This is a genomic window from Streptomyces poriferorum (genome assembly GCF_019399235.1).
Classification (GTDB): domain Bacteria; phylum Actinomycetota; class Actinomycetes; order Streptomycetales; family Streptomycetaceae; genus Streptomyces; species Streptomyces poriferorum.
In genome coordinates, this window is sequence record NZ_JAELVH010000106.1 from 1 (window position 1) to 26,394 (window position 26,394).

A 26,394-nucleotide genomic window follows, 5' to 3' on the forward strand; every position below is an offset into this window, starting at 1 on the left:
GATAAGCTGTACCCAACCCGCCCCGCCGTATGAGCCGGGGTGCTCGGGCCGTTGCGGCCGTCGGTTCATTCCCGGGATCAGGGCCGTACCCGCTGCCGCACGCGCCCCGAAGAATCCCCACCCGGAAAACCCCGAGCCCAGCAGAATCCCGAAGAGCCGCACAGAAGCACAACACGAATAGTTCGTTCAGAAACACAACGAAGAGCCTGTACAGAGCAGAACCCGAAGAGCCGCGCGAGCCCCTGAAGACCCCGCAGCTCCTCGCATTCCCCGCCGCCTCACAAGGAGAGTCGTCAGAGCGATGGCCGGTCCCGCCTTCCGACGTGACGACCGGCGGCGACGCCCGGCTCGACGACGCGGCCCTGCTGGAGCTCGCCACCGAGATCGAGGGCCACCCCGACAACGTCGCGGCCTGCCTGCTGGGCGGATTCACGCTCGCGTGGATGGATGGCGGATCGGCCCGCGCCATCAGGATGGATCCCGCGGATTCCATCGTTCCGGTGGTTTTCGTTCCCGGCAAGCCGGTACTCACCGAGACCGCCCGCGGACTGCTGCCGCGTACCGTCCCGCACGTCGACGCCGCCTTCAACGCCGGCCGCGCCGCGCTGCTCGTCGAGGCCCTGACCAGGCGCCCCGAGCTGCTGCTCACGGCCACCGAGGACCGGCTCCACCAGGAGTACCGCGCACCGGCGATGACGCAGAGCGTGGAACTCGTCAACCGGCTGCGCGCCGACGGCGTACCCGCGGTGATCTCCGGTGCCGGGCCGACCGTGCTGGCGCTGGCCGAGGACGGTGCGGCCGACAAGGTCGCACGACTGGCGGGCGAGGGATGGGCGGCCGACCGGCTCGCTCTCGACGCCCAGGGTGCGAGCGTGCTGCCGCTCGCGCCTTAGCGAGAAGTGATTGCCGGTGAGTGAGAGGGGGAATGTTTGTTGGAGCCGGTAGTGTTAACCTCAAGTCTGCAATCGACGTCTATGTGGCGCGTTGCTTCGTGTCCCTTTCCGGGACCACCTTTTCTTCCGGGAGCCTCCCCAACTGCCTGAGCAGCCTGCCTGAGCAGTTTCGAGCACGCTCCGGAACCGGCACGACACCCCTCGCTTGTCCAGGAGTGGGCCGAGCAGGGGGATGCTCGCGCCGGGCCCATGCACACGTTCATCTCTCCGCCGCACCTATCCGGCGGACCACCGCCCCGGCACGGTCGGCACCGTAGACCGCAGTCGGACAGCACAACCGGTCGCCGAGCCAGAAGGCCGACGTCCGCTCCAGGGAAGGACCCTTCGTGAGCGACACCACCGATCTGATGGGCGTGACTGCCGACAAGAACGTCGACAGCGCCGCGCCCGCCGAAGGTGCTGCCACTGGCACCACCGCACGGCGCCGCCGCTCCGGCACCGGCCTTGACGGCATGGTCCTGGCCGAGCTGCAGCAGGTCGCGTCCGGCCTCGGTATCAAGGGCACTGCGCGGATGCGCAAGAGCCAGCTGATCGAGGTCATCAAGGAGACCCAGGCCGGCGGCTCCTCCGCGCCCAAGGCCAAGGCCGCCGCGGCCCCCGCCGAAGAGGCGGAGACCAAGCCGAAGCGCCGGGCCACCTCCAAGGCGCGCACCGGCGCCGGGGGCGAGACCCCGGCCGCCGCACCCGCCGAGAAGGCCACGGCCCAGCAGCAGATCGACATCCCCGGTCAGCCGGCCAGCGACGACCAGCCCACGGGCGAGCGTCGTCGGCGCCGTGCGACCGCGCAGGCGGGCAGCCCGGACAGCAAGGCGGACACCAAGGCGCAGGCCAAGGACCGCACGCAGGACGAGCCGAAGCACGAGGCCCCTGCCGAGGACCGTTCCGAGTCCAAGGCCGAAGCCGCCGCGGACAACGCCGAAGGCCGCCGTGGCGAGCGCCAGGACCGCGGCCAGCGCGGTGAGCGGGGCGAACGCGGCGAGCGCCGTGAGCGTCAGCGCGACCGTCGCGGCAAGGGCGACGAGCAGGGCGGCGGCCAGGGCGGCCAGCGTCAGCGTCAGGGCGGCGGCCAGGGCGGTCAGGGCGGTCAGGGCGGCGGCCAGGGCGGTCAGGGGCAGAGCCAGGGCCAGCAGGGCGGCGGCGGACCGCAGGACGACTTCGACGACGAGGGCGGCCGTCGTGGCCGCCGGGGCCGCTACCGCGACCGCCGCGGCCGTCGTGGCCGTGACGACTTCGCGAGCGACGCACCGCCGGTCACCGACGACGACGTCCTGATCCCCGTCGCGGGCATCCTGGACATCCTCGACAACTACGCGTTCATCCGGACCTCCGGCTACCTGCCGGGCCCGAACGACGTGTACGTCTCGCTCGCCCAGGTCCGCAAGAACGGCCTGCGCAAGGGTGACCACGTCACCGGCGCCGTGCGCCAGCCCAAGGACGGCGAGCGCCGCGAGAAGTTCAACGCGCTGGTCCGCCTCGACTCGGTCAACGGCATGGCGCCCGAAACCGGCCGCGGCCGCCCGGAGTTCCAGAAGCTGACGCCGCTCTACCCGCAGGACCGGCTCCGTCTGGAGACCGACTCCAACATCCTGACGACGCGGATCATCGACCTGGTCGCCCCCATCGGCAAGGGCCAGCGAGGCCTGATCGTGGCCCCGCCGAAGACCGGTAAGACCATGATCCTCCAGGCGATCGCCAACGCGATCACGGTCAACAGCCCCGAGTGCCACCTGATGGTCGTCCTGGTCGACGAGCGTCCGGAAGAGGTCACCGACATGCAGCGGTCGGTGAAGGGCGAGGTCATCTCCTCGACCTTCGACCGTCCCGCCGAGGACCACACCACCGTCGCCGAGCTGGCCATCGAGCGCGCCAAGCGTCTCGTCGAGCTGGGTCACGACGTGGTCGTCCTGCTGGACTCGATCACCCGTCTGGGACGCGCGTACAACCTCGCCGCCCCGGCCTCCGGACGCATCCTGTCCGGTGGTGTCGACTCGACCGCGCTCTACCCGCCGAAGCGCTTCTTCGGTGCGGCGCGCAACATCGAGGACGGCGGTTCGCTGACCATCCTGGCCACCGCGCTCGTCGAGACCGGCTCGCGCATGGACGAGGTGATCTTCGAGGAGTTCAAGGGCACCGGCAACATGGAGCTCAAGCTCGACCGCAAGCTCTCCGACAAGCGCATCTTCCCGGCGGTGGACGTCGACGCGTCCAGCACCCGTAAGGAAGAAATCCTGCTCGGCAGCGACGAGTTGGCGATTGTCTGGAAGCTGCGCCGGGTGCTCCACGCGCTGGACCAGCAGCAGGCGATCGAGCTCCTCCTGGACCGGATGAAGAAGACCCAGTCCAACGCGGAGTTCCTGCTCCAGATCCAGAAGACGACGCCGGCTCCGGGCAACAACGACTAGTCGCAGCCCGTCGGCAGTACACAGCCGGTGGGCCGCACGGCCACGCCCGTTGCCTGTAGCAGGCAAGAAACCGCAGGTGAGCGCCGGGTGACCGGTTGTTCCCGTACTCCGTGAACCCGCCCCGGGCCCGCCCGGAGGCCACAGGACCCTGTGCAACCCTTCTTGTCGCCGCCGCGTCGTGACCAAGAGCGACACCACGCGTGACGCCATGGGTGACAAAGCGGCATACGGACCCGCACACCATTGCAGGGGGTAGCCGGGAGCAGCCGAGGAACGAGGAGACGGATGAGCGACGACCAGAGCGGGAGCAGCAGCCGAATACGGGCCACCGGCAAACGCCGGAGGAAGCCGTCCCGCCGCCGCAGGGCGACCGTCATAGCCGCGTGGAGTCTGGCCGGCCTCGTCGTCGTCGGCGGATCCGGCCTCGGCTACGCCTACTTCCACCTCAACGGCAATCTCAAGGCCGTCGACATCAACAACGCGCTGGGCAAGGACCGCCCCGACAACGTCGACAACGGTTCCGAGGACATCCTCGTCCTCGGTTCGGACTCCCGGTCCGGCGCCAACGCGCAGTACGGCGAGGACCAGGGCGGCGCCCGCTCGGACACCGCGATGGTGGTGCACGTCAACAAGGGCCACAGGACGGCGAGCGTCGTCTCCATCCCGCGCGACACCCTCGTCACCCGGCCCGAGTGCACCGGCGACGAGAGCGGACAGGCCGTCGCCGGGGAACAGCGGGCGATGTTCAACACGGCGTACGAGGTCGGCGGACCGGCCTGCGCGGTCAAGACCGTCGAGTCGATGTCCGGGATCCGCATGGACCACTACATCGAGGTCGACTTCACCGGATTCAAGAAGCTGGTCGACCGGCTCGGCGGCGTCGAGATCACCACCAAGCAGGCGATCAACGACTCCAAGAGCCATCTGAACCTCGAACCCGGGACCCACACCCTGAACGGCGAGGAGTCGCTCGGCCTCGTCCGCACCCGCAAGAGTGTCGGCGACGGCAGCGACCTCGGCCGCATCCAGCTCCAGCAGGCATTCATCAAGGCGCTGATGGAGCAGGCCAAGAGCGTGGGCATCCTCAACGGCACCAAGCTGTACGGCATCGCGGACACCGCGACCAAGGCCATCACCACCGACTCCGACCTCGGCTCGGTCAAGGAACTCGCGTCCTTCGCGAGCGGCCTGAAGGGGCTCGGCTCGGACGACGTCCACATGGTGACCCTGCCCGTCGAGTACGACCCGGCAGACCCGAACCGCGTCATCCCGCAGGAGGAGGCCGGCAAGCAGGTGTGGCAGGCGCTCCTCCACGACCGGCCGATCCCCGCCTCCGCCACCGAGAAGTCGGCGGGCGACAAGGGCGACGCCGGGCAGATCGTGCAGTGACGGACCCGCCCGCGACCGGCAGCGGGAATAGCAGGCGGCCGACCCCCGTTTTGGGAGATACGGCCAGTCCTGGCAGACTGGTACGTCGGCCCCGGTTCACGGACGCGCAATCCGCGCGTACGACCCGGCGCCCTCCCGAACCTAGGAGAAACCCTTGAAGCGCGACATTCACCCCCAGTACGTCGAGACGCAGGTCAGCTGCACCTGTGGCGCGTCGTTCACCACCCGGTCGACTCTGGACAGCGGCGCCATCCGTGCCGACGTCTGCTCCGAGTGCCACCCGTTCTACACGGGCAAGCAGAAGATCCTCGACACCGGTGGCCGCGTGGCCCGCTTCGAGGCCCGCTTCGGCAAGGCCGCCGGCTCCGCCAGCAAGTAGCGAGCCACTGCGCCGGTCCTTGGCGCCCTCTTCCCGGGGGCGCCGGGACCGGCGTTTTTTTCCGGCCGGGACGACGGCGACTCCGTAGTCCCGCCCGGCAGGCACCCGCCGGCCGGCAGGCACGACGATCGAAGAAACCAGGAGCCCGAAGATGTTCGAGGCGGTCGAGGAACTGATCGGCGAACAGTCCGATCTCGAGAAGAAGCTCGCGGACCCGTCGGTCCACGCCGACCAGGCCAACGCGCGCAAGCTCAACAAGCGCTACGCCGAGCTGACCCCGATCGTCGCCACGTACCGCTCCTGGAAGCAGACCGGCGACGACATCGTGACGGCCCGCGAGTTCGCCGCCGACGACCCCGACTTCGCCGCCGAGGTCAAGGACCTGGAGAAGGAGCGCGAGGAGCTCACCGAGAAGCTCCGCCTCCTGCTCGTACCCCGTGACCCCAGTGACGACAAGGACGTGCTCCTGGAGATCAAGGCGGGCGCGGGCGGCGACGAGTCCGCCCTGTTCGCCGGTGATCTGCTGCGCATGTACCTGCGCTACGCCGAGCGCGTCGGCTGGAAGACCGAGATCATCGACTCCACCGAGTCCGAGCTCGGCGGCTACAAGGACGTCCAGGTCGCCGTGAAGACCAAGGGCGGCAACGGGGCCACCGAGCCCGGCCAGGGCGTCTGGGCCCGGATGAAGTACGAGGGCGGCGTGCACCGTGTGCAGCGCGTGCCCTCCACCGAGTCCCAGGGCCGCATCCACACCTCCGCCGCCGGTGTGCTCGTCACGCCCGAGGCCGAGGAGGTCGACGTCGAGATCCACGCCAACGATCTCCGTATCGACGTGTACCGCTCCTCCGGCCCCGGCGGCCAGTCCGTCAACACCACGGACTCCGCCGTCCGCATCACGCACCTGCCCACCGGTGTCGTCGCCTCCTGCCAGAACGAGAAGAGCCAGCTCCAGAACAAGGAGCAGGCCATGCGTATCCTGCGGTCGAGGCTTCTCGCCGCGGCCCAGGAAGCCGCCGAGCAGGAAGCGTCCGACGTACGCCGCAGCCAGGTGCGCACGGTCGACCGCTCCGAGAAGATCCGTACGTACAACTTCCCGGAAAACCGCATCTCGGACCACCGCGTCGGCTTCAAGGCGTACAACTTGGACCAGGTGCTCGACGGGGACCTGGACGCCGTGATCCAGGCCTGTGTCGACGCCGACTCCGCAGCCAAGCTCGCCGCCGCATAAGGGCGACCGGCACATGGGGGGTGGAAGAAGGAGCGGGGCTGGGTGCGTGCAGCTGCAAGGCGGAGGATTGAGCAATGGCGGAGCCCTTGTGATTGACGACAACGCCGCAGATCCGCGTGCCCAGCCCCGCGACGCCGCACCCCACGTGACGGTCGCCCTGAGCCCCGAGCCCCACCGCCCCGCTCGTAACCCGTACGGAGAACCGCGATGAACCTGCTGCTCGCCGAGGTGGCCCAGGCCACCCAGCGGCTGGCCGACGCCGGTGTCCCTTCACCGCGATTCGACGCGGAGGAACTCGCCGCGTTCGTGCACGGCGTCAAGCGGGGCGAGCTGCACAACGTGCCGGACGCCGACTTCGACGCCCGCTACTGGGAGACCATCGCCCGGCGCGAGGCCCGCGAACCGCTCCAGCACATCACCGGCCGTGCCTTCTTCCGCTACCTGGAGCTCCAGGTCGGACCCGGAGTCTTCGTGCCCCGGCCGGAGACCGAGTCGGTCGTCGGCTGGGCGATAGACGCCGTCCGCGCGATGGACGTCGTCGAGCCGCTGATCGTCGATCTCTGCACCGGATCGGGCGCCATCGCCCTCGCCATGGCCCAGGAGGTGCCGCGCTCGCGCGTGCACGCCGTGGAGCTGTCCGAGGACGCCCTCAAATGGACCAGGAAGAACGCCGAGGAGTCCAGGGTCACCGTGCACCGCGGAGACGCCCTGACGGCCCTTCCCGAGCTCGACGGCCAGGTCGACCTGGTCATCTCCAACCCGCCGTACATCCCGCTCACCGAATGGGAGTACGTGGCCCCCGAGGCCCGCGACCACGATCCGGAGATGGCCCTCTTCTCCGGCGAGGACGGCCTCGACACCATCCGCGGCATCGAGCGCACCGCCCACCGCCTGCTGCGTCCCGGTGGCCTCGTCGTCATCGAGCACGCCGACACCCAGGGCGGCCAGGTGCCGTGGATCTTCACCGAGGAGCGTGGCTGGGCCGACGCGGCCGACCACCCCGACCTCAACAGGCGCCCCCGGTTCGCCACGGCCCGCAAGGCCATGCCGTGACCGGAGGAAACCACCCCTACCCGTACATGCTTGAGGAGGCCGGCTGATGGCACGGCGATACGACTGCAACGACGCCACGGACCGTACGACTGGTCTGCGCGAGGCCGCGTCCGCCGTCCGCCGCGGCGAACTGGTCGTGCTGCCCACCGACACCGTGTACGGGATCGGTGCGGACGCCTTCAGTTCCGAGGGCGTCGTCGACCTCCTGGAGGCCAAGGGCCGCGGCCGCAACATGCCGACGCCCGTCCTCATCGGCTCGCCGAACACCCTGCACGGCCTGGTCACCGACTTCTCGGAGCAGGCGTGGGAGCTGGTGGACGCGTTCTGGCCGGGCGCGCTCACGCTCGTCGCCAAGCACCAGCCGTCGCTCCAGTGGGACCTCGGCGACACCCGCGGCACCGTCGCCATCCGGATGCCGCTGCACCCGGTCGCCATCGAGCTGCTCACGGAGGTCGGCCCGATGGCCGTCTCCAGCGCCAACCTCACCGGACACCCCTCGCCCGAGGACTGCGACGCCGCCCAGGAGATGCTCGGCGACTCCGTGTCCGTGTACCTGGACGGGGGCCCGACCCCGGGCATCGTCCCGTCCTCGATCGTCGACGTCACCGGCAAGGTGCCGGTCCTGCTGCGCGCCGGTGCGCTCTCCGCGGAGGAGCTGCGCAAGGTGGTACCCGACCTCGAGGTGGCCAATTGACCGCCCCTGAGGGGCGTGGCATAGCGGGGCAGACCGACACCTTCCGCATCCTCCACGTCAGCACCGGCAACGTCTGCCGCTCACCGATCACCGAGCGGCTGACGCGGCATGCCCTCGTGGACCGCCTGGGCGACCCGCTCCAGGGCGGGCTGATCGTGGAGAGCGCGGGCACCTGGGGGCACGAGGGTGCCCCGATGGAGGCGAACGCGGAGGTGGTCCTCGCCGACTTCGGCGCCGACGCCACCGGGTTCGTCGGCCGCGAACTGCTCGACGAGCACGTGATCCGCGCCGACCTGGTGCTCACCGCCACCCGCGACCACCGGGCCCAGGTGATCTCGATGGGCCACTCGGCCGGACTGCGCACCTTCACGCTCAAGGAATTCACCCGGCTGGTCCGGGCGATAGACCCCGCGACGCTGCCCGACGCGAGCGACGAGGGCGTCGTCGAGCGCGCCCGCGCCCTGGTCCGGGCGGCCGCCGCGCTGCGCGGCTGGCTGCTGGCCCCGACCGCCGAGGCCGACGAGGTCTACGACCCGTACGGCGCCCCCATCACCTTCTTCCGGTCCGTCGGCGACGAGATCAACCAGGCCCTGGACCCGGTCGTCACCGCGCTGACGGGCGTCTCGGCGCCGCGCTGAAGTGACGCCCGCAAGGCTGTCCGCGCCGCTCTGAGGGCCTTACACCGAGGGCCGGGCCTCCGAATAGGCCGGGCGGGTGCGCCACGGCTCACGACAGCGGGCAGCGGCCCCGCCCCGGGCCTACATTGGAGCTGACGTCACCGCCGGGCGTCACCTCTCCCCAGGCCCGGAGCCCCCGATGCCGGTCACCACTGCTGCTGCCGCACCCTCTGCCGCCGCCACCATGCCGCAGGACTTCGACGCCCTGCTCCGGGAGGATCCGGAGGTCGCCGACGTCCTGGTGGGAGAGCTCCACCGGCAGTCCGGGACCCTCCAGCTGACCGCGGCGGAGAACTTCACCTCACCCGCCGTCCTGGCCGCCCTCGGCTCCCCGCTCGCCAACAAGTACGCCGAGGGGTACCCCGGCGCCCGCCACCACGGCGGCTGCGAGCAGGCGGACGCGGCCGAACGCATCGCGATCCGCCGTGCCACCGCGCTCTTCGGCGCCGAGCACGCCAATGTGCAGCCCCACTCCGGATCCTCGGCCGTCCTCGCGGCGTACGCGGCGCTGCTGCGGCCCGGCGACACGGTCCTCGCGATGGGACTCCCGTACGGCGGCCACCTGACGCACGGCTCGCCCGCCAACTTCTCCGGCCGCTGGTTCGAGTTCATCGGGTACGGGGTGGACTCCGAGAGCGGCCTGATCGACTACGACCAGGTCCGCACCCTGGCCCGCACGCACCGGCCCAAGGCGATCGTCAGCGGGTCGATCTCCTATCCCCGTCACCCCGACCACGAGCTGTTCCGGGAGATCTGCGACGAGGTGGGCGCGTACCTCATCGCCGACTCCGCACATCCGATGGGACTGATCGCCGGGGGAGCGGCGCCGAACCCCGTGCCGTACGCGGACGTGGTCTGCGCCACCACGCACAAGGTGCTGCGAGGGCCGCGCGGCGGCATGATCCTGTGCGGCGCGGAGCTGGCGGAGCGGATCGACCGGGCCGTCTTCCCGTTCACCCAGGGCGGCGCCCAGATGCACACGGTGGCGGCGAAGGCCGTCGCGTTCGGCGAGGCGGCCGCGCCCGCGTTCGCGGCGTACGCCCACCAGGTCGTCAACCACGCCCGGGTCCTGGCGGCCGGCCTGGAGGCGGAAGGCTTCGACGTCACGACCGGGGGCACCGACACCCACCTGATCGTCGCCGACCCGGCCCCGCTCGGCGTCGACGGTCCCACCGCCCGGACCAGGCTGGCCGCGGCCGGCCTGGTGCTGGACACCTGCGCTCTGCCGTACGGGGACGCCCGCGGCATCAGGCTCGGCACCGCGGCCGTCACCACCCAGGGCATGGACGACACCGACATGGCCCGCCTCGCGGTGCTGATGGGGTCCGCGGTGCGCGAGGAGGCCGATGTGGCGGCGGAGGTGCGGGAGATGGCGGCACAACATCCGCCCTACCCGGGGTGAAATAGCCCATGATGTCCGCAGTGGTGGCAGCCTGTGCAACCACCGCGGGGGCCTGCGTGTCCTCAACCATGAGGCCGACGTAGCTACAGTGTGGGCTGAGATGGCCGGCGATATTTCTGGGGCAGCCCGTGCGTGATTACCTGCTGACGCTCTGTGTCACGGCCGCGGTGACGTATCTGCTCACCGGCCCGGTGCGTAAGTTCGCCATCGCGGTCGGGGCGATGCCCGCGATCCGTGCGCGCGACGTCCACCGCGAACCGACACCGAGGCTCGGCGGCATCGCCATGTTCGGCGGGCTGTGCGCCGGGCTGATCGTCGCTGATCATCTGGCCAACCTCGACGGCGTCTTCGAGCTCTCCAACGAACCGCGCGCGCTGCTCTCCGGAGCGGCCCTGATCTGGCTGATCGGCGTCCTGGACGACAAGTTCGAGATCGACGCCCTGATCAAGCTCGGCGGGCAGATGATCGCCGCGGCGGTCATGGTGCTCCAGGGCCTGACGATCCTGTGGCTGCCGATCCCGGGTGTCGGCACGGTCCCGCTCACCCAGTGGCAGGGCACGCTGCTGACGGTCGCGCTCGTCGTCATCACCATCAACGCGGTCAATTTCGTCGACGGCCTGGACGGCCTGGCGGCCGGCATGGTGTGCATCGCCGCAGCCGCGCTCTTCCTCTACACCTACCGGCTCTGGTACGGGTACGGGATCGAGGCGGCGGCCCCCGCGACGCTCTTCACGGCGATCCTGATGGGCATGTGCCTCGGCTTCCTGCCGCACAACATGCATCCCGCGCGGATCTTCATGGGGGACTCCGGGTCGATGCTGATCGGTCTGGTCCTCGCCGCCGGCGCGATCTCCGTCACCGGACAGGTCGACCCGGACGCGATGAAGCTCTTCGCGGGAAGCGAACGGCAGGCGACCCACGCGATGCTGCCGGTCTTCATCCCGCTGCTCCTGCCGCTGACGATCATCGCCATCCCCGCGGCGGACCTGGTGCTGGCGATCGTGCGGCGCACCTGGAACGGCCAGTCGCCGTTCGCCGCGGACCGCGGCCATCTGCACCACCGGCTGCTGGAGATCGGCCATTCGCACAGCCGGTCGGTGCTGATCATGTACTTCTGGTCGGCCCTGATCGCCTTCGGCGCGGTCGGCTACTCGGTGCACTCGACGTCGATGTGGATCGTGCTCCTGATCGTGGGGCTGAGCGCGCTCGGCCTGATCCTTCTGCTGATGCCCCGGTTCACCCCGCGCGCCCCGCGATGGGCGGAGCGCTTCGTACCGCCGCGGTACCGCCGACGCCGGCGCGAGGCGGAACCCGGGACGGGGTCCTCGCAGGAGCTGGAGAGCCAACAGGCGCTCCTGGGTGATCAGATGGGGCAGAATGGGCACGAGGCCGCCCCGCAGGCCCCGATCGCCGCGGGGGTGTCCGGCGTCAACGGAGCGACGGCGATCGGCCACCGTTCGCGCTTCGCGGACCGGCGTGAGGCCGATTCGACGCGTCGTTGATTCGGGCGCCAAGGGGCAATACCAGACAAGTCGTTGAGTTGCCTTGCTCACACGCGCTAATTAGCTCTCACGTGTGACAGCAAGCACACTTTCTAGGTAAAGACCTCATCAAATAGTTTGTGATACCGTTCACGAACCCGGTGACAGAGCCGAAGGACCTGAGTAGCACGGTCCCTTGGCCCCGAGGCATCGACTCGGACCGGGCCTACGCTCGTCCATGACGACACACTGCCCACCCCCAGCAAGCGGAGCTGCCGCCATGCCGTCCAACGACGTCCGGACTCTCCTCCAGACCGCCGTACCCACCGCTGTCGCCGGCGCAGTCGCCGCCGCGATCAGCGCTGGCGTCGCCGGTGGCAAGGGAGCCCTGGGCGCGATCGTTGCGACGATCGTGGTCATCCTCTTCATGGGGATCGGACTGATGGTCCTGCAACGGACCGCCCGGTCCATGCCCCACCTGTTCCAGGCGATGGGTCTCGCGCTGTACACGGCGCAACTCCTGCTGCTGTTCATCTTCGTCGCCGTATTCAAGAACACCTCGCTGTTCAACCCGAAGGCCTTCGCGATCACTCTGGTCGTGACGACACTCGTGTGGATCGGCGCACAGGCGCGTGCGCACATGAAGGCCAAGATCCTTTACGTGGAACCCGAGTCCGACAAGGACGAAAAGCCCAAAAAGCCCGGGTCCGCAGCGTGAAGGGTAGGGGCGGAATAAGTGCAGGTTCGCGACCCTGCTATCGTCCGGTTCCAACTGCGGCACTGCGGGCGCGGGCATGTGAGCTGACGCCTGCTCGATCGCGAGGCTCAAATGCCTGACTGCCGCTCACACATCCGAAACACCAGTCCAGTGCCGAACCGCGGCTGCGCGCCGCGCCGACACAACGAGGTTGCCGTACCTATGCGCCACGCTGAAGGAGCCCGCGGTGAGTGCTGACCCGACACAGGTGCTCGCCTTCGAGACCGATTGCCACATCTTCGACGGTTGTGGTTTCCCGGCACCCGGCCTGCACTCGTTCCTGTTCGAGCCCCTCTGGGGCGACGCGGACAGCAACTTGTACTTCAACAAGACGATGCTGCTGGCCCTGCTCGGCTCGGTCATCATCGTTGGCTTCTTCTGGGCCGCCTTCCGTAAGCCGAAGTTGGTGCCCGGCAAGCTTCAGATGGTGGCCGAGGCGGGGTACGACTTCGTCCGCCGCGGCATCGTCTACGAGACGATCGGCAAGAAGGACGGCGAGAAGTACGTCCCGCTGATGGTCTCCCTGTTCTTCGTCATCTGGATGATGAACCTCTGGTCCATCATTCCGGTTGCCCAGTTCCCCGTGACGGCGATCATTTCGTATCCGGCGGCTCTCGCCGGGATCGTCTACATCCTGTGGGTCGTCCTGACCTTCAAGAAGCACGGTTTCGTCGGAGCGTTCAAGAACTTCACGGGCTACGACAAGAGCCTCGGCGGGGTCCTGCCGCTCTCGATGACCATCGAGTTCTTCTCGAACCTGCTGGTCCGGCCGTTCACGCACGCGGTCCGACTGTTCGCGAACATGTTCGCGGGACACACGCTCCTGCTGCTCTTCACGATCGCCAGCTGGTACCTGCTCAACGGCATCGGCTTCGCCTACGCAGGCGTGTCGTTCGTGATGGTCATCGTGATGACCGCCTTCGAGCTCTTCATCCAGGCTGTCCAGGCCTATGTGTTCGTGCTGCTGGCCTGCAGCTACGTCCAGGGCGCTCTCGCCAAGGGCCACTGAGCACCCACCTCCTGAAGCACCCGGTGGCCAACCCCCACCGGACATTGAAAGAGAAGGAAGAACCGGCATGTCCGCTCTCCAGACCCTCGCCGCCGGCGTCGAAATCAAGGGCAACCTCGGCTCGATCGGTTACGGCCTCGCCGCGATCGGCCCCGGCGTCGGCATCGGCATCATCTTCGGTAACGGCACCCAGGCGCTCGCCCGTCAGCCCGAGGCTGCCGGTCTCATCCGCGCCAACCAGATTCTCGGCTTCGCCTTCTGTGAGGCGCTCGCCCTGATCGGTCTGGTCATGCCGTTCGTCTACCCGACCTCCTGACCGGTCGCGAACAGCCCATTCGACGGAAGGCACTGACGTGAACCCCCTGGTTCAGCTCGCGGCGGAGGAAGCGGAAAACCCGCTCATTCCGCCGATCCCTGAGCTCGTCATTGGCCTCATCGCTTTCGTCATCGTCTTCGGCTTCCTCGCCAAGAAGCTCCTCCCGAACATCAACAAGGTTCTGGAAGAGCGCCGCGAGGCCATCGAAGGCGGTATCGAAAAGGCCGATGCGGCCCAGACCGAGGCCCAGAGCGTTCTTGAGCAGTACAAGGCTCAGCTCGCCGAGGCCCGCCACGAAGCCGCTCGTCTGCGCCAGGAGGCGCAGGAGCAGGGCGCCGTGATCCTGCAGGAAATGAGGGCGGAAGGCCAGCGGCAGCGCGAGGAGATCGTCGCTGCCGGCCACGCCCAGATCGAGGCCGACCGCAAGGCCGCTGCTTCGGCGCTGCGTCAGGACGTGGGCAAGCTCGCCACCGACCTGGCCGGCAAGCTCGTCGGCGAGTCCCTCGAGGACCACGCCCGGCAGAGCGGCACCGTCGACCGGTTCCTCGACGAGCTCGAGGCGAAGGCCGAGGCAGTCCGATGAACAGCGCGAGCCGCGAGGCACTGGCTGCCGCACGCGAGCGTCTCGACGCGCTGACCGACAACACGTCGGTCGACGCGGCGAAGCTCGCCGAGGACCTGGCCGGCGTCACGGCGCTGCTGCACCGCGAGGTGTCGCTGCGCCGGGTCCTGACCGACCCGGCGCAGGCCGGCGAGGCCAGGGCCGAGCTGGCCGGACGGCTGCTGGGCGGCCAGGTGGGCGGCGAAGCCCTCGACCTGGTCTCCGGCATGGTCCGCTCGCGCTGGTCGCAGTCGCGTGACCTGGTCGACTCGACCGAGGAGCTGGCGAACACCGCCGACCTCACCGCCGCCCAGCGCAGCGGAGACCTCGACGACGTCGAGGACGAGCTGTTCCGGTTCGGCCGGATCGTGGCCTCGGACACCGGGCTGCGCTCCGCGCTCACCAGCCGGACCGCGACCCCCGCCGCCAAGGGCGAGCTGCTGCGCAGCCTGCTCGGCGGGAAGGCGCGGCCCACCACCGAGCGCATCGTCACGCGGCTTGTCACCCAGCCCCGTGGACGTAGCCTGGAAGCGGGACTCGAGTCCCTTTCCAAGCTCGCCGCGGACCGCCGGGACCGCGTGGTGGCGGTCGTCACCTCGGCCGTGCCGCTCAGTGACCGGCAGAAGCAGCGTCTCGGCGCCGCGCTGGCGAAGATCTACGGCCGGCAGATGCACCTGAGCCTGGACGTGGACCCCGAGGTCCTCGGCGGGATCGTGGTGCGGGTCGGCGACGAGGTCATCAACGGCACCATCGCGGAGCGCCTCGACGAGGCGACCCGTCGCATGGCCGGCTGACGCAGCGCGACGTACCAAACAGAAACAGAGCAAGACCAGCGGCCCGGTTGGGCCGTGCAGAAATTGCAGAAGATTCCTGGGGGTCGGCCCCCAGACCCCCTTAAGAAACTTCGGGCCCAACAAGGAGAGCAGGGAACCCAGATGGCGGAGCTCACGATCCGGCCGGAGGAGATCCGGGACGCACTGGAGAACTTTGTCCAGTCGTACCAGCCGGACGCGGCCTCGCGCGAGGAGGTCGGAACGGTCAGCGTTGCCGGCGACGGCATCGCGAAGGTGGAGGGCCTGCCCTCCGCCATGGCGAACGAACTGCTGAAGTTCGAGGACGGAACCCTCGGTCTCGCCCTCAACCTCGAAGAGCGCGAGATCGGTGCGATCGTCCTCGGCGAGTTCAGCGGAATCGAGGAGGGCCAGCCGGTGCAGCGCACCGGTGAGGTGCTCTCCGTCGGCGTCGGCGAGGGTTACCTCGGCCGCGTTGTCGACCCGCTCGGCAACCCGATCGACGGCCTCGGCGAGATCGCGACCGAAGGCCGTCGCGCCCTCGAACTGCAGGCCCCTGGCGTCATGGTCCGTAAGTCGGTGCACGAGCCGATGCAGACCGGCTACAAGGCCGTCGACGCCATGGTGCCGATCGGCCGCGGCCAGCGTCAGCTGATCATCGGCGACCGTCAGACGGGTAAGACCGCGCTGGCCGTCGACACGATCATCAACCAGCGCGACAACTGGCGCTCGGGCGATGTGAACAAGCAGGTGCGCTGCATCTACGTCGCCATCGGTCAGAAGGGCTCCACCATCGCCTCCGTGCGAGGTGCCCTGGAAGAGGCCGGCGCGCTCGAGTACACGACCATCGTCGCCGCCCCGGCGTCCGACCCGGCCGGCTTCAAGTACCTGGCGCCGTACACCGGCTCGGCCATCGGCCAGCACTGGATGTACGACGGCAAGCACGTTCTGATCATCTTCGACGACCTTTCGAAGCAGGCCGACGCCTACCGCGCCGTGTCGCTTCTGCTGCGCCGTCCGCCGGGCCGTGAGGCCTACCCGGGCGACGTCTTCTACCTGCACTCGCGTCTGCTGGAGCGTTGCGCCAAGCTCTCCGACGACATGGGCGCCGGTTCGATGACGGGCCTCCCGATCGTCGAGACCAAGGCGAACGACGTGTCGGCGTTCATCCCGACCAACGTCATCTCCATCACCGACGGCCAGTGCTTCCTGGAGTCCGACCTGTTCAACGCGGGTCAGCGTCCGGCGCTCAACGTCGGTATCTCGGTCTCCCGAGTCGGTGGCTCCGCCCAGCACAAGGCCATGAAGCAGGTTTCCGGCCGACTGCGCGTGGACCTCGCCCAGTTCCGTGAGCTGGAGGCGTTCGCCGCCTTCGGTTCCGACCTGGACGCGGCCTCCAAGGCGTCGCTGGAGCGCGGTAAGCGCATGGTCGAGCTGCTGAAGCAGGCCCAGTACGCGCCGTTCCCGATGGAGGAGCAGGTCGTCTCGGTCTGGGCCGGCACCACGGGCAAGATGGACGACGTCCCGGTCGAGGACATCCGCCGCTTCGAGAGCGAGCTGCTGGAGTTCCTGCGCCGTGAGCGCAAGGACCTCCTGACCAGCATCGCCGAGGGCGGCAAGATGTCCGACGACACGCTGCAGTCGATCGCCGACGCGATCGCCGCCTTCAAGCAGCAGTTCGAGACCTCGGACGGCAAGCTCCTGGGCGAGGGCTGATCGATGGGCGCTCAGCTTCGCGTTTACAAGCGCCGCATCCAAGCCGTCACCGCGACCAAGAAGATCACCAAGGCGATGGAGATGATCGCCGCCTCGCGCATCGTCAAGGCGCAGCGCAAGGTGACGGCGTCGATGCCGTACGCCACCGAGCTCACCCGCGCGGTGACCGCGGTGGCGACCGGCTCCAACACCAGGCACCCGCTCACCACCGAGGCCGAGTCCCCGGTCCGGGCCGCGGTCCTGCTCCTCACGAGCGACCGCGGTCTGGCCGGCGGCTACTCCTCCAACGCCATCAAGGCGGCGGAGAAGCTGCGGGAGCGGCTGGCGGCCGAGGGCAAGGAGGTCGACACGTACATCGTCGGCCGTAAGGGTGTCGCCTACTACGGCTTCCGCGAGCGCAAGGTCGTGGAGTCGTGGACCGGCTTCACCGACAGCCCGGAGTACGCGGACGCCAAGAAGATCGCCGCGCCCCTGATCGAGTCCATCCAGAAGGACACGGCCGAGGGCGGCGTCGACGAGCTGCACATCGTCTTCACCGAGTTCGTGTCGATGATGACGCAGAACGCGGTCGACGGCCGGATGCTGCCCCTCTCGATCGACGAGGTCGCGAAGGAGAGCACGGAGAAGGACGAGATCCTTCCCCTGTTCGACTTCGAGCCGTCGGCGGAGGACGTCCTCGACGCCCTTCTGCCGCGCTACGTCGAGAGCCGCATCTACAACGCACTGCTGCAGGCTGCCGCTTCCGAGCACGCCGCCCGCCGCCGCGCGATGAAGTCGGCGACCGACAATGCCGGGGACCTGATCAAGAGCCTCTCCCGGCTTGCCAACGCGGCCCGCCAGGCCGAAATCACCCAGGAAATCAGCGAGATCGTCGGCGGTGCAGGTGCGCTGGCCGACGCGTCCGCGGGGAGTGACAAGTAATGACGACGACAGTTGAGACGGCCGCTGCCACGGGCCGCGTCGCCCGGGTCATCGGCCCGGTCGTCGACGTGGAGTTCCCCGTCGACGCGATGCCGGAGATCTACAACGCCCTGCACGTCGAGGTCGACGACCCGGCCGAGGCCGGCGCTCGCAAGACGCTGACCCTCGAAGTCGCCCAGCACCTGGGTGACGGCGTGGTCCGCGCGATCTCGATGCAGCCCACCGACGGTCTGGTCCGCCAGGCCCCGGTGACCGACACGGGCGCGGGCATCACCGTTCCCGTCGGTGACATCACCAAGGGCAAGGTGTTCAACACCCTCGGTCAGATCCTGAACGAGCCGGAGGCCGAAGCTCAGATCACCGAGCGCTGGCCGATCCACCGCAAGGCCCCGGCCTTCGACCAGCTCGAGTCGAAGACCGAGATGTTCGAGACCGGCCTGAAGGTCGTCGACCTGCTGACCCCGTACGTCAAGGGCGGCAAGATCGGTCTGTTCGGTGGTGCGGGCGTCGGCAAGACGGTCCTCATCCAGGAAATGATCATGCGTGTGGCGAAGCTGCACGACGGTGTGTCGGTGTTCGCCGGCGTCGGTGAGCGCACCCGTGAGGGCAACGACCTCATCGACGAGATGACGGACTCGGGCGTTCTGGAGAAGACCGCGCTGGTCTTCGGCCAGATGGACGAGCCGCCGGGCACGCGTCTTCGCGTGGCCCTGTCCGCCCTGACCATGGCGGAGTACTTCCGCGATGTGCAGAAGCAGGACGTGCTGCTCTTCATCGACAACATCTTCCGCTTCACGCAGGCCGGTTCCGAGGTCTCCACGCTGCTCGGCCGCATGCCGTCCGCAGTGGGTTACCAGCCGACCCTGGCCGACGAGATGGGTGTGCTCCAGGAGCGCATCACCTCGACGCGTGGTCACTCGATCACCTCGATGCAGGCGATCTACGTCCCCGCGGACGACCTGACCGACCCGGCCCCGGCCACCACGTTCGCCCACCTCGACGCGACGACGGTTCTCTCCCGTCCGATCTCCGAGAAGGGCATCTACCCGGCCGTGGACCCGCTGGACTCCACGTCCCGCATCCTGGACCCGCGCTACATCGCGCAGGACCACTACGACACGGCCAGCCGTGTCAAGGGGATCCTGCAGAAGTACAAGGACCTCCAGGACATCATCGCGATCCTCGGTATCGACGAGCTGGGCGAGGAGGACAAGCTCGTTGTCCACCGTGCCCGTCGCGTCGAGCGCTTCCTGTCGCAGAACACCCACGCCGCCAAGCAGTTCACCGGCCTGGACGGTTCGGACGTTCCGCTCGACGAGTCGATCGCCGCGTTCAACGCGATCTGTGACGGGGAGTACGACCACTTCCCCGAGCAGGCGTTCTTCATGTGCGGTGGCATCGAGGACCTGAAGGCCAACGCCAAGGAGCTCGGCGTCTCCTGAGCCTCCGGCTCACCGAGGGGGGTGGGTGTGTCCCGCCCCCCTCACCACGCCCCGTAGAATTGACCCAACACCCGGCATCACCGCCGGGTGGTGACCCGAGGAGCCACCCTTGGCTGCTGAGCTGCATGTCGAGCTGGTCGCCGCGGACCGCAGTGTCTGGTCCGGCGAGGCCACCCTCGTTGTCGCACGTACCACGTCCGGCGACATCGGCGTCATGCCCGGTCACCAGCCGCTCCTGGGTGTGCTGGAATCGGGCCCGGTGACGATCCGTACGAGCGAAGGCGGCACTGTCGTCGCCGCTGTGCACGGTGGATTCATCTCCTTCGCCGACGACAAGCTCTCGCTGCTGGCGGAGATTGCCGAGCTGGCGGACGAGATCGACGTCGAGCGCGCGGAGCGTGCGTTCGAGCGTGCGAAGTCGGACACGGACAGCGCTGCCGAGCGCCGCGCCGATGTGCGACTGCGTGCGGTGGCGGTGCACTAGTCACCCCGCGAAACGGCTTTACCCTCAGCCGCGGCCCGAGCTGGAGACCCCTCCAGACCGTGTCGCGGCTGAGGCGATGCAGGTGCAGGTGAAGTTCGTGCGGTATCCGTTTACTCGATGACGCGAGGAGGTCGGTGGAGATGTACCTCGCGCTGTGGGTGGGCGGGCTGATCGTCGCACTGGTCCTGTTGGGGCTCTTCGTCTTCGGTCTGCGCCGGCGGCTGATTCAGCGTTCCGGCGGGACCTTCGACTGCAGCCTGCGATGGAATGTGCCGGAGGAGCCCGATCTCTCGGGCAAGGGCTGGGTGTACGGAGTCGCCCGGTACAGCGGTGACAAGGTGAACTGGTTCCGGGTCTTCAGCTACTCCCCGCGCCCGCGCCGGGTGCTGGAGCGCTCCTCGATCGAGGTCGTCGCCCGCCGGCTGCCCGAGGGCGAGGAGGAGCTCGCACTTCTCTCCGACGCCGTCGTGCTCGGCTGTCTCCACCGGGAGACCCGCCTGGAGCTGGCGATGACCGAGGACGCCCTCACCGGATTCCTCGCCTGGCTGGAGGCGGCACCGCCCGGCCAGAGGGTGAACGTGGCCTGAGGCCGCGGTACCTGCGGCAGAGCACACGAAAACCGGGGAGACAGGGGGCGGACCTGTCTCCCCGGCGCTTTTTCGGGGTGCGACTGCCTCGTGGGGGTTAGTTGAGGCCGTTGTCCATCGCACTCACGAGTTCACCGTTCGCGGTGTCACCGCTGAACTCCCAGAAGAACGCCCCGCCCAGGCCCTGGCTGTTCGCCCAGGCCATCTTCGACTGGATCGTCGCCGGGGTGTCGTAGCTCCACCAGTTGGTGCCACAGTGCGCGTACGCCGTACCGGCGATCGTGCCGGTGGCGGGGCAGCTGTTCTTCAGGACCTTGTAGTCCTCGATGCCCGCCTCGTACGTACCCGGCGCCGCGCCGGTGGCCGTGCCGCCCGGTGCCGCCTGGGTGACGCCGGTCCAGCCGCGGCCGTAGAAGCCGATGCCGAGCAGCAGCTTCGAGGCGGGGACGCCCTTGGCCTTCAGCTTGGCGATGGCGTCGGCGGAGTTGAAGCCGGCCTGCGGGATACCGCTGTACGAGGTCAGCGGGGAGTGCGGGGCCGTCGGGCCCTTGGCCGCCCAGGCGCCGAAGAAGTCGTACGTCATCACGTTGTACCAGTTGAGCGACTGCGCGGCGCCCGCGTAGTCGGCCAGGTCGATCTTGCCGCCCTCGGAGCCGTCGGCCGTGATCGCGGCGGTCACCAGGTTGCTGCTGCCGAACTTCGTACGCAACGCGGTGGTGATGTTCTTCAGCGCGGCGGGGCCGCTGGTGTCACAGGTCAGACCGCAGGCGTTGGGGTACTCCCAGTCGATGTCGATGCCGTCGAAGACATCGGCCCAGCGGGGGTCCTCGACCAGGTCGTAGCAGGACTGGGCGAACGCGGCCGGGTTCTGCGCCGCCTGGCCGAAGCCGCCGGACCAGGTCCAGCCGCCGAAGGACCACAGGACCTTGATGTGGGGGTACTTCGCCTTGAGCTTCCGCAGCTGGTTGAAGCTGCCGCGCAGCGGCTGGTCCCAGGTGTCGGCCACGCCGTCGACGGACTTGTCCGCGGTGTAGACCATGTCGTAGTCGGCGTACGAGTCACCGATCGTGCACTTGCCGCCCTGGACGTTGCCGAACGCGTAGTTGATGTGCGTGATCTTCGCGGCCGAACCGGAGGTGTCCAGGTTCTTGACGTGGTAGTTGCGGCCGTAGACGCCCCAGTCGGTGAAGTACCCGAGGTTGATCTTGTCGCCGCCCGGGCCGGGGTCGGTGCCCCCGCCGCCGGTGGTGTGCACCTTGACCGCGCCGCTGACCGGTCCGGTCTGGTCCGCGGTGTCACGGGCCTTGACGGTGTACGAGTAGTCGGTACCCGCGGTGAGGCCGGTGTTCGTGTACGTGAGGCCGGTGACCGTGGCGACGACGGCGCCGTCCCGCAGGACGTCGTAGTTCTTGATGCCGTGGTCGTCGGTGGCGGCGCTCCAGCTCAGCTTCGCCGAGGTGTCGGTGACGGCGCTCGCGGTGGGGGTGCCGGGCGCCGAGGGGGCGTTGTCACCCGGGACGCTGCCGCCGTCGCAGGAGGCGCCGTTCAGCTTGCAGCCGGCGGGGGCGCCGGAGCCGGTGCCGTTGAAGCCGAAGCTGATGCTGGCCCCGGGGGCGACCGTGCCGTTCCAGCCGAGGTTCTTGGCGGTCCAGTGGGTTCCGGAACTGGTGACGGTGGCGTCCCAGGCGGAGCCGACCGCGGTGCCGGAGGGGAAGTCCCACTCGATGGTCCAGGAGGACAGGGAGGTGGTTCCGGTGTTCTTCACCGTCCACTGGCCCTCGAAGCCGCTGCCCCAGTCGGACTTCTTGAGGTACGTGGCGGTGGCGGAGGTGGCGGCCTCGGCGGGGGAGGCCAGGCCGACCATCGCGGCGAGTGGAAGGAGCAGTGCGGTGAGGCCCGCGACTGCTCGGGATCTGGTGGCTTTTCCGGCCCCGAATCTGAATCGGGTCCGGCGGGGGGTCTCAGTGCTCAACGGTGCTCCTCGGGTGAGGTCCGGACAAACGGGGGTGGTCCGTGGACTGCAAACCCTGCGCCGCCCTGAGCCCGCCTTGTCATGGCGGGCTCACCGCAGTGTGCTCGGTGAGATTAGGAAGGTCTGGACCAATCGTCAAGAGGTCCAGACCAAAGTTCGGAGTCGGGTGCGGATAAACCTCAGACGCCCAACTCCTGTGCCAGTACCGCCGCCTGGACCCTGCTGCGCAGCTCCAGCTTCCCCAGCAAGCGGCTGACGTGCGTCTTCGCCGTCGCCTCGGCCATGGACAGCCGCACCGCGATCTCGGCGTTCGACATCCCCTCCCCGAGGCATCCGAGCACCTCGCGCTCGCGCCGGGTGAGCGCGTCCAGGACCGCCCGGCCGGGACCCTCCGACGAGCCGTGCGGCGTTGTCCCCGCGAACTCCGCGATCAGCCGGCGCGTCACCGACGGGGCGATCAGGCCCTCGCCGCGCGCCACCGTGCGGACCGCGTCGAGCAGCCCGCGCGCCTCGGTGTCCTTCAGCAGAAAGCCCGAAGCGCCGGCCCGCAGCGCCCCGAACACGTACTCGTCCAGGTCGAACGTCGTCAGCACCAGCACGTCCGCCAGTCGCTCCGCCACCACCTGCCTCGTCGCGGACACCCCGTCCAGCCGGGGCATCTGGATGTCCATCAGCACCAGATCCGGGCGCAGTTCGCGGGCCAGCCGGACGGCCTCCTCCCCGTCACCGGCCTCGCCGACGACTTCGATGTCCGGCACGCTGCCCAGGATGAGGACCAGCCCCGCCCGCACGGCCGACTGGTCCTCGGCGATCAGAACCCTGATGGTCATCGCTCCACGCTCCCTTCTCCCACGGGCAGTTGCGCCCGTACCTGCCAGCTCCTCGACCCGTCCCCGGTGGACACGGGCCCTGCCTCGAACTCCCCGCCGAGCAGCGCCACCCGCTCCCGCATCCCGATCAGTCCGGCCCCCGATCCCGGCGCCCGAGGCCCGGGCCGGTCCCCGAGGACGCTGCCCACCTCCACCGTCAGCTGCTCTCCCGTCTGCTCCAGCCGTACCGTGACCGGGCCGGGCGCGGCGTGCTTGAGCGCGTTGGTGAGGGACTCCTGGACGATGCGGTACGCCGCGAGTTCGACCGGTGCGGGCAGCCGGCCGGGATCGGTGCGGGTGTCGTCCAGGGCGCAGACCAGCCCGCTGGAGGCGGCGTTCGTACGATGCTGCTCGATGAGGGCGTCCAGCGAGCCGAGAGTGGGCGAGCTGCTCGGCTCCAGATCCGCCGCCCCGGTGCGCAACAGCCCGATCAGACGGCGCATTTCGGCCAGACCGTCGACGCTGTTCTCCCGGATGACTCCGAGCGCGTCACGGGAGGTCGCCGGGTCGTCGATGGAGAGCGCCGCGGTGGAGTGGATGGCGATGGCGGAGAGGTGGTTGGCGACCATGTCGTGCAGTTCGCGTGCCATCCGGGCGCGTTCGGCGGTCACCGCCTGCGTGCGGTCCATCTCGGCCAGCAGGGCGGTCTGATCGGCACGCAGACGGGCGGTCTCCGCGGCGTCGCGGTGGTTGCGCACGCTGACCCCGGTGAGCGCGGGCACGAACGAGACGAGCCCGGTGACGATCCCGACGAGCAGCGCCTCGGCGTCCCGGAACCAGGCCAGGAAGCCGATCGTGACCGCGACCGTGATCAGGAACGTGACCACCGGGATCCGGCGGGCGGCCGCGGGGGTCCCGTACAGCACGGCCGCGTACATGAGGTCGGTGAACATCAGCACGGTCGCCAGGTTGCCGGGCGTGAACTGGTCGGCGACCAGCGCGAGCGTGCCGATGACCAGGGCCGTCTGCGGAGCGCTCCGGCGCAGCAGTTCCGCCCCCGACATCACGGTGAGCGGGACGAGCGCGAGCCAGGGAGCGTCGAAGAGGCGCCCGTTCTGCATGTGCAGACCGAGCAGGTCCAGGACCGCTCCGCCGAGCAGTCCGATGACGGCGATGAGGACGTCGTGGCGGTGGGGGCGGGCCGGAGGGAACACCCACCCATCCAACACGCCGGACGCGCGGCACACGTCCGTACCGGGAGCGAGCCGCCACTACATCGAAGGATGCAGTGGGGTTTCGTCACCGTGGCCGATGCTCCGGGGCGGTGGTGCCGCGAGGCTGGAAGGGAGCGAAAGGAATCGGACCGTGATCGTCACACTGATCGTTCTCTGCGAGATCGCCTTCTGGGTGCTGCTGGCCGCCGGGCTCACGCTGCGTTACGCGGCCGGGAAGCCGCGGCTGGGCGCCGCCGTGCTGCTGTGCGAGCCGTTGCTGGAGGTCGTCCTGCTGGTGGTGACGGCCGTCGACCTGAAGAACGGCGCCGATCCGGACTGGAAGCACGGCCTGGCCGCGGTCTACATCGGCTTCACCGTCGGGCTCGGGCACTCCACGATCAAGTGGGTCGACGCCCGGGTCGCGCACCGTTTCGCCGGCGGTCCGCCGCCGGTGAAGCCGCCGAAGTACGGGATGGCGCGGGCCGCGCATGAGTGGCGCGTGGCCGGGCGGTGGACGGTTGCCGCAGCAACGGCGCTGGCCCTGCTGCAGGCGGCGGTCCAGTACATCGGGGGAGACGGGGACACGGCCTCACTGCGGTCGTGGCAGCAGACGATGCTGTTCGTGATCGGCATCAACCTGGTGATCGCGGTGAGCTACACGCTCTTCCCGAAGCGGGACCCGCAGGGCGACGCGAAGCACGTGCCGGGCCCGCCCGCGGGCTGAGGACGCCGCGGGCGGAGCCGGTTGGTCAGCGTTCGCCGCCCGGCACCCACAGCACGTCGCCGACCTCCTTGTTCGCCACCCTGGCGAGGATGAACAACAGGTCCGAGAGCCGGTTGAGGTATGTAGCCGTCAGCGGGTTCATGACCTCGCCGTGCACCTCCAGCGCCGCCCAGGTGGAACGCTCCGCGCGCCGGACCACCGTGCACGCCTGGTGCAGCAGCGCGGCGCCCGGGGTACCGCCCGGCAGGATGAAGCTGCGGAGCTTCTCCACCTGCTCCAGGAAGTGGTCGCAGTCCGCCTCCAGCTTGTCGACGTAGAACTGCTCGACCCGCAGCGGCGGGTACTTCGGCTCCTCGACGACCGGCGTCGACAGGTCCGCGCCCACGTCGAACAGGTCGTTCTGCACGCGGACGAGGACCTTCACGACGTCGTCGGTCAGCTGCCCGAGCGCGATCGCCGTACCGATGACCGCGTTGGCCTCGTTGCTGTCGGCGTACGCGGAGATGCGCAGATCGGTCTTGGCGGTCCGGCTCATGTCGCCGAGGGCGGTGGTGCCCCGGTCGCCGGTGCGGGTGTAGATACGTGTCAGATTGACCATGCGGTCAGCCTAGTTACGCACCCGCTCTCCTGAAGACACGTGTGCCCACTGTCACGGCGAGAGCCGCGAAACCGAGGGAGACCAGGACGCCGTACAGCATGTGCGCGGTGGCGTACGAGCCCACGTACGCGTCCCGCACCGCGTCCACGAGGTAGCGCAGCGGCGTGAAGTGCGACAGCACGTCCAGCCACCGCGGCCCCAGCGTCATCGGCAGCATCAGCCCGGAGAGCAGCATGGCCGGCATGGTGAGCGAGTTGATCACCGGCCCGAACTCCTGCGGTGTGGCGACCTTCATGGCCAGTGCGTACGAGAGCGAGGCCAGCGAGACCGTCAGCAGTCCGACGAAGGCGAAGCCGATGAGCACTCCGGGCAGCGGGGCGCGCAGCCCCATGAGTACGGCGACGAGCACCAGCAGCACCGCCTGGAACATGAACAGCAGCGCATCGCGCAGGGCCCGGCCCAGAAGCAGCGCCGTCCGGCTGACCGGCGTGACCCGCATCCGCTCCATGACCCCGGTCGACTTGTCGATGATGACGGCGAATCCGGCGAACGAGGCACCGAACAGGCCCAGCTGGAGCAGCAGTCCGGGGACGAGCACCTGCCAGGAGTCACCGTCCGGACCGAGCGGCAGACTGGTGAGCAGGGGGCCGAAGAAGAGCAGGTAGAGCAGCGGCATGAGGATGCCGAAGAGGATCTGGAACCGGGAGCGCAGGGTCTGGCGGGCGTACCGCCCGAAGACGAGTGCGGTGTCGTGGAAAAGCATCGGAATCCTCTGGGGGTCGGGCTATACGGCGA

Annotated in this window: 25 protein-coding genes and 1 pseudogene; 21 read left to right on the top strand and 5 right to left on the bottom strand. The window is 69.1% G+C overall.

Annotated elements, in window-relative coordinates:
• Positions 1-323 precede the first annotated feature (323 nt).
• The 20 genes and pseudogenes from JGS39_RS19390 to JGS39_RS19485 all read left to right on the top strand — a co-directional run.
• Positions 324-893: pseudogene (locus JGS39_RS19390) on the top strand (homoserine kinase); the annotation flags it as partial.
• Positions 894-1,279: 386 nt separating this feature from the next.
• On the top strand, positions 1,280-3,355 hold the full coding sequence (gene rho / locus JGS39_RS19395; protein WP_219570453.1) for a transcription termination factor Rho: 2,076 nt from the start codon (positions 1,280-1,282) through the stop codon (positions 3,353-3,355).
• Between the two features lie 285 nt (positions 3,356-3,640).
• Positions 3,641-4,744, top strand: coding sequence for an LCP family protein (locus JGS39_RS19400; RefSeq protein WP_219570454.1), 1,104 nt, complete (start codon positions 3,641-3,643; stop codon positions 4,742-4,744).
• Between the two features lie 154 nt (positions 4,745-4,898).
• On the top strand, positions 4,899-5,123 hold the full coding sequence (gene rpmE / locus JGS39_RS19405; protein WP_136328765.1) for a 50S ribosomal protein L31: 225 nt from the start codon (positions 4,899-4,901) through the stop codon (positions 5,121-5,123).
• Between the two features lie 151 nt (positions 5,124-5,274).
• On the top strand, positions 5,275-6,351 hold the full coding sequence (gene prfA, locus JGS39_RS19410; protein ID WP_219570455.1) for a peptide chain release factor 1: 1,077 nt from the start codon (positions 5,275-5,277) through the stop codon (positions 6,349-6,351).
• Between the two features lie 207 nt (positions 6,352-6,558).
• Positions 6,559-7,404 carry a peptide chain release factor N(5)-glutamine methyltransferase gene (gene prmC, locus JGS39_RS19415; RefSeq protein ID WP_148020732.1) on the top strand — a complete coding sequence of 282 codons (846 nt, stop codon included), beginning with the start codon at positions 6,559-6,561 and terminating at the stop codon, positions 7,402-7,404.
• Positions 7,405-7,450: 46 nt separating this feature from the next.
• Positions 7,451-8,098 carry an L-threonylcarbamoyladenylate synthase gene (locus JGS39_RS19420; protein WP_148020733.1) on the top strand — a complete coding sequence of 216 codons (648 nt, stop codon included), beginning with the start codon at positions 7,451-7,453 and terminating at the stop codon, positions 8,096-8,098.
• The gene (locus tag JGS39_RS19425) at positions 8,095-8,736 is read left to right on the top strand and encodes an arsenate reductase/protein-tyrosine-phosphatase family protein (RefSeq protein WP_219570456.1); all 642 of its coding nucleotides are present in this window, start codon (positions 8,095-8,097) and stop codon (positions 8,734-8,736) included. The genes JGS39_RS19420 and JGS39_RS19425 overlap by 4 nt, the downstream gene beginning before the upstream one ends.
• A gap of 178 nt (positions 8,737-8,914) precedes the next feature.
• Entirely contained in the window at positions 8,915-10,177 is a 1,263-nt protein-coding gene (gene glyA / locus JGS39_RS19430) for a serine hydroxymethyltransferase (RefSeq protein WP_219570457.1), read from the top strand.
• 116 nt (positions 10,178-10,293) lie between these two features.
• Positions 10,294-11,679, top strand: coding sequence for an MraY family glycosyltransferase (locus tag JGS39_RS19435; RefSeq protein ID WP_219570468.1), 1,386 nt, complete (start codon positions 10,294-10,296; stop codon positions 11,677-11,679).
• Between the two features lie 259 nt (positions 11,680-11,938).
• Positions 11,939-12,376, top strand: coding sequence for a Cg1360 family ATP-synthase-associated protein (locus JGS39_RS19440; RefSeq protein WP_219570458.1), 438 nt, complete (start codon positions 11,939-11,941; stop codon positions 12,374-12,376).
• Positions 12,377-12,602: 226 nt separating this feature from the next.
• Positions 12,603-13,424 (top strand): F0F1 ATP synthase subunit A, encoded by an 822-nt coding sequence (gene atpB / locus JGS39_RS19445; RefSeq protein ID WP_148020738.1) that lies wholly within the window; start codon positions 12,603-12,605, stop codon positions 13,422-13,424.
• Between the two features lie 67 nt (positions 13,425-13,491).
• On the top strand, positions 13,492-13,740 hold the full coding sequence (gene atpE / locus JGS39_RS19450) for an ATP synthase F0 subunit C (RefSeq protein ID WP_018102636.1): 249 nt from the start codon (positions 13,492-13,494) through the stop codon (positions 13,738-13,740).
• Between the two features lie 37 nt (positions 13,741-13,777).
• Positions 13,778-14,323, top strand: coding sequence for a F0F1 ATP synthase subunit B (locus tag JGS39_RS19455; RefSeq protein WP_136328757.1), 546 nt, complete (start codon positions 13,778-13,780; stop codon positions 14,321-14,323).
• A complete protein-coding gene (locus tag JGS39_RS19460; RefSeq protein WP_219570459.1) occupies positions 14,320-15,135 on the top strand; it encodes a F0F1 ATP synthase subunit delta in 816 nt (271 codons plus the stop codon). The genes JGS39_RS19455 and JGS39_RS19460 overlap by 4 nt, the downstream gene beginning before the upstream one ends.
• Positions 15,136-15,276: 141 nt before the next feature.
• On the top strand, positions 15,277-16,848 hold the full coding sequence (gene atpA / locus JGS39_RS19465) for a F0F1 ATP synthase subunit alpha (protein ID WP_219570460.1): 1,572 nt from the start codon (positions 15,277-15,279) through the stop codon (positions 16,846-16,848).
• Between the two features lie 3 nt (positions 16,849-16,851).
• Positions 16,852-17,769 carry a F0F1 ATP synthase subunit gamma gene (locus tag JGS39_RS19470; RefSeq protein ID WP_219570461.1) on the top strand — a complete coding sequence of 306 codons (918 nt, stop codon included), beginning with the start codon at positions 16,852-16,854 and terminating at the stop codon, positions 17,767-17,769.
• Positions 17,769-19,211 carry a F0F1 ATP synthase subunit beta gene (atpD, locus tag JGS39_RS19475; protein ID WP_136328753.1) on the top strand — a complete coding sequence of 481 codons (1,443 nt, stop codon included), beginning with the start codon at positions 17,769-17,771 and terminating at the stop codon, positions 19,209-19,211. The genes JGS39_RS19470 and atpD overlap by 1 nt, the downstream gene beginning before the upstream one ends.
• Positions 19,212-19,320: 109 nt before the next feature.
• Positions 19,321-19,695 (top strand): F0F1 ATP synthase subunit epsilon, encoded by a 375-nt coding sequence (locus JGS39_RS19480; RefSeq protein WP_148020742.1) that lies wholly within the window; start codon positions 19,321-19,323, stop codon positions 19,693-19,695.
• A 140-nt stretch (positions 19,696-19,835) separates the two neighbouring features.
• Positions 19,836-20,282: a DUF2550 domain-containing protein gene (locus JGS39_RS19485; RefSeq protein WP_219570469.1), complete on the top strand. Its 447-nt coding sequence runs from the start codon at positions 19,836-19,838 to the stop codon at positions 20,280-20,282.
• A 97-nt stretch (positions 20,283-20,379) separates the two neighbouring features.
• Here JGS39_RS19485 and JGS39_RS19490 read toward each other — a convergent pair whose 3' ends face one another.
• From JGS39_RS19490 to JGS39_RS19500, 3 genes are all read right to left on the bottom strand, one after another.
• On the bottom strand, positions 20,380-22,254 hold the full coding sequence (locus JGS39_RS19490) for a glycoside hydrolase family 18 chitinase (protein WP_219570462.1): 1,875 nt from the start codon (positions 22,252-22,254) through the stop codon (positions 20,380-20,382).
• A 179-nt stretch (positions 22,255-22,433) separates the two neighbouring features.
• The gene (locus JGS39_RS19495) at positions 22,434-23,084 is read right to left on the bottom strand and encodes a response regulator (protein ID WP_219570463.1); all 651 of its coding nucleotides are present in this window, start codon (positions 23,082-23,084) and stop codon (positions 22,434-22,436) included.
• Positions 23,081-24,277 carry a sensor histidine kinase gene (locus JGS39_RS19500; RefSeq protein WP_219570464.1) on the bottom strand — a complete coding sequence of 399 codons (1,197 nt, stop codon included), beginning with the start codon at positions 24,275-24,277 and terminating at the stop codon, positions 23,081-23,083. The genes JGS39_RS19495 and JGS39_RS19500 overlap by 4 nt, the downstream gene beginning before the upstream one ends.
• 151 nt (positions 24,278-24,428) lie before the next feature.
• Here JGS39_RS19500 and JGS39_RS19505 point away from each other — a divergent pair, with 151 nt between their 5' ends.
• Complete coding sequence (locus tag JGS39_RS19505) at positions 24,429-25,001, top strand: hypothetical protein (RefSeq protein WP_219570465.1); 573 nt, start codon at positions 24,429-24,431, stop codon at positions 24,999-25,001.
• A 25-nt stretch (positions 25,002-25,026) separates the two neighbouring features.
• On the opposite strand, the gene JGS39_RS19510 is transcribed toward JGS39_RS19505, so the two are convergent.
• A complete protein-coding gene (locus tag JGS39_RS19510) occupies positions 25,027-25,599 on the bottom strand; it encodes a cob(I)yrinic acid a,c-diamide adenosyltransferase (RefSeq protein ID WP_219570466.1) in 573 nt (190 codons plus the stop codon).
• 13 nt (positions 25,600-25,612) lie between these two features.
• A complete protein-coding gene (locus JGS39_RS19515; protein ID WP_219570467.1) occupies positions 25,613-26,362 on the bottom strand; it encodes an ABC transporter permease in 750 nt (249 codons plus the stop codon).
• Positions 26,363-26,394 lie beyond the last annotated feature (32 nt).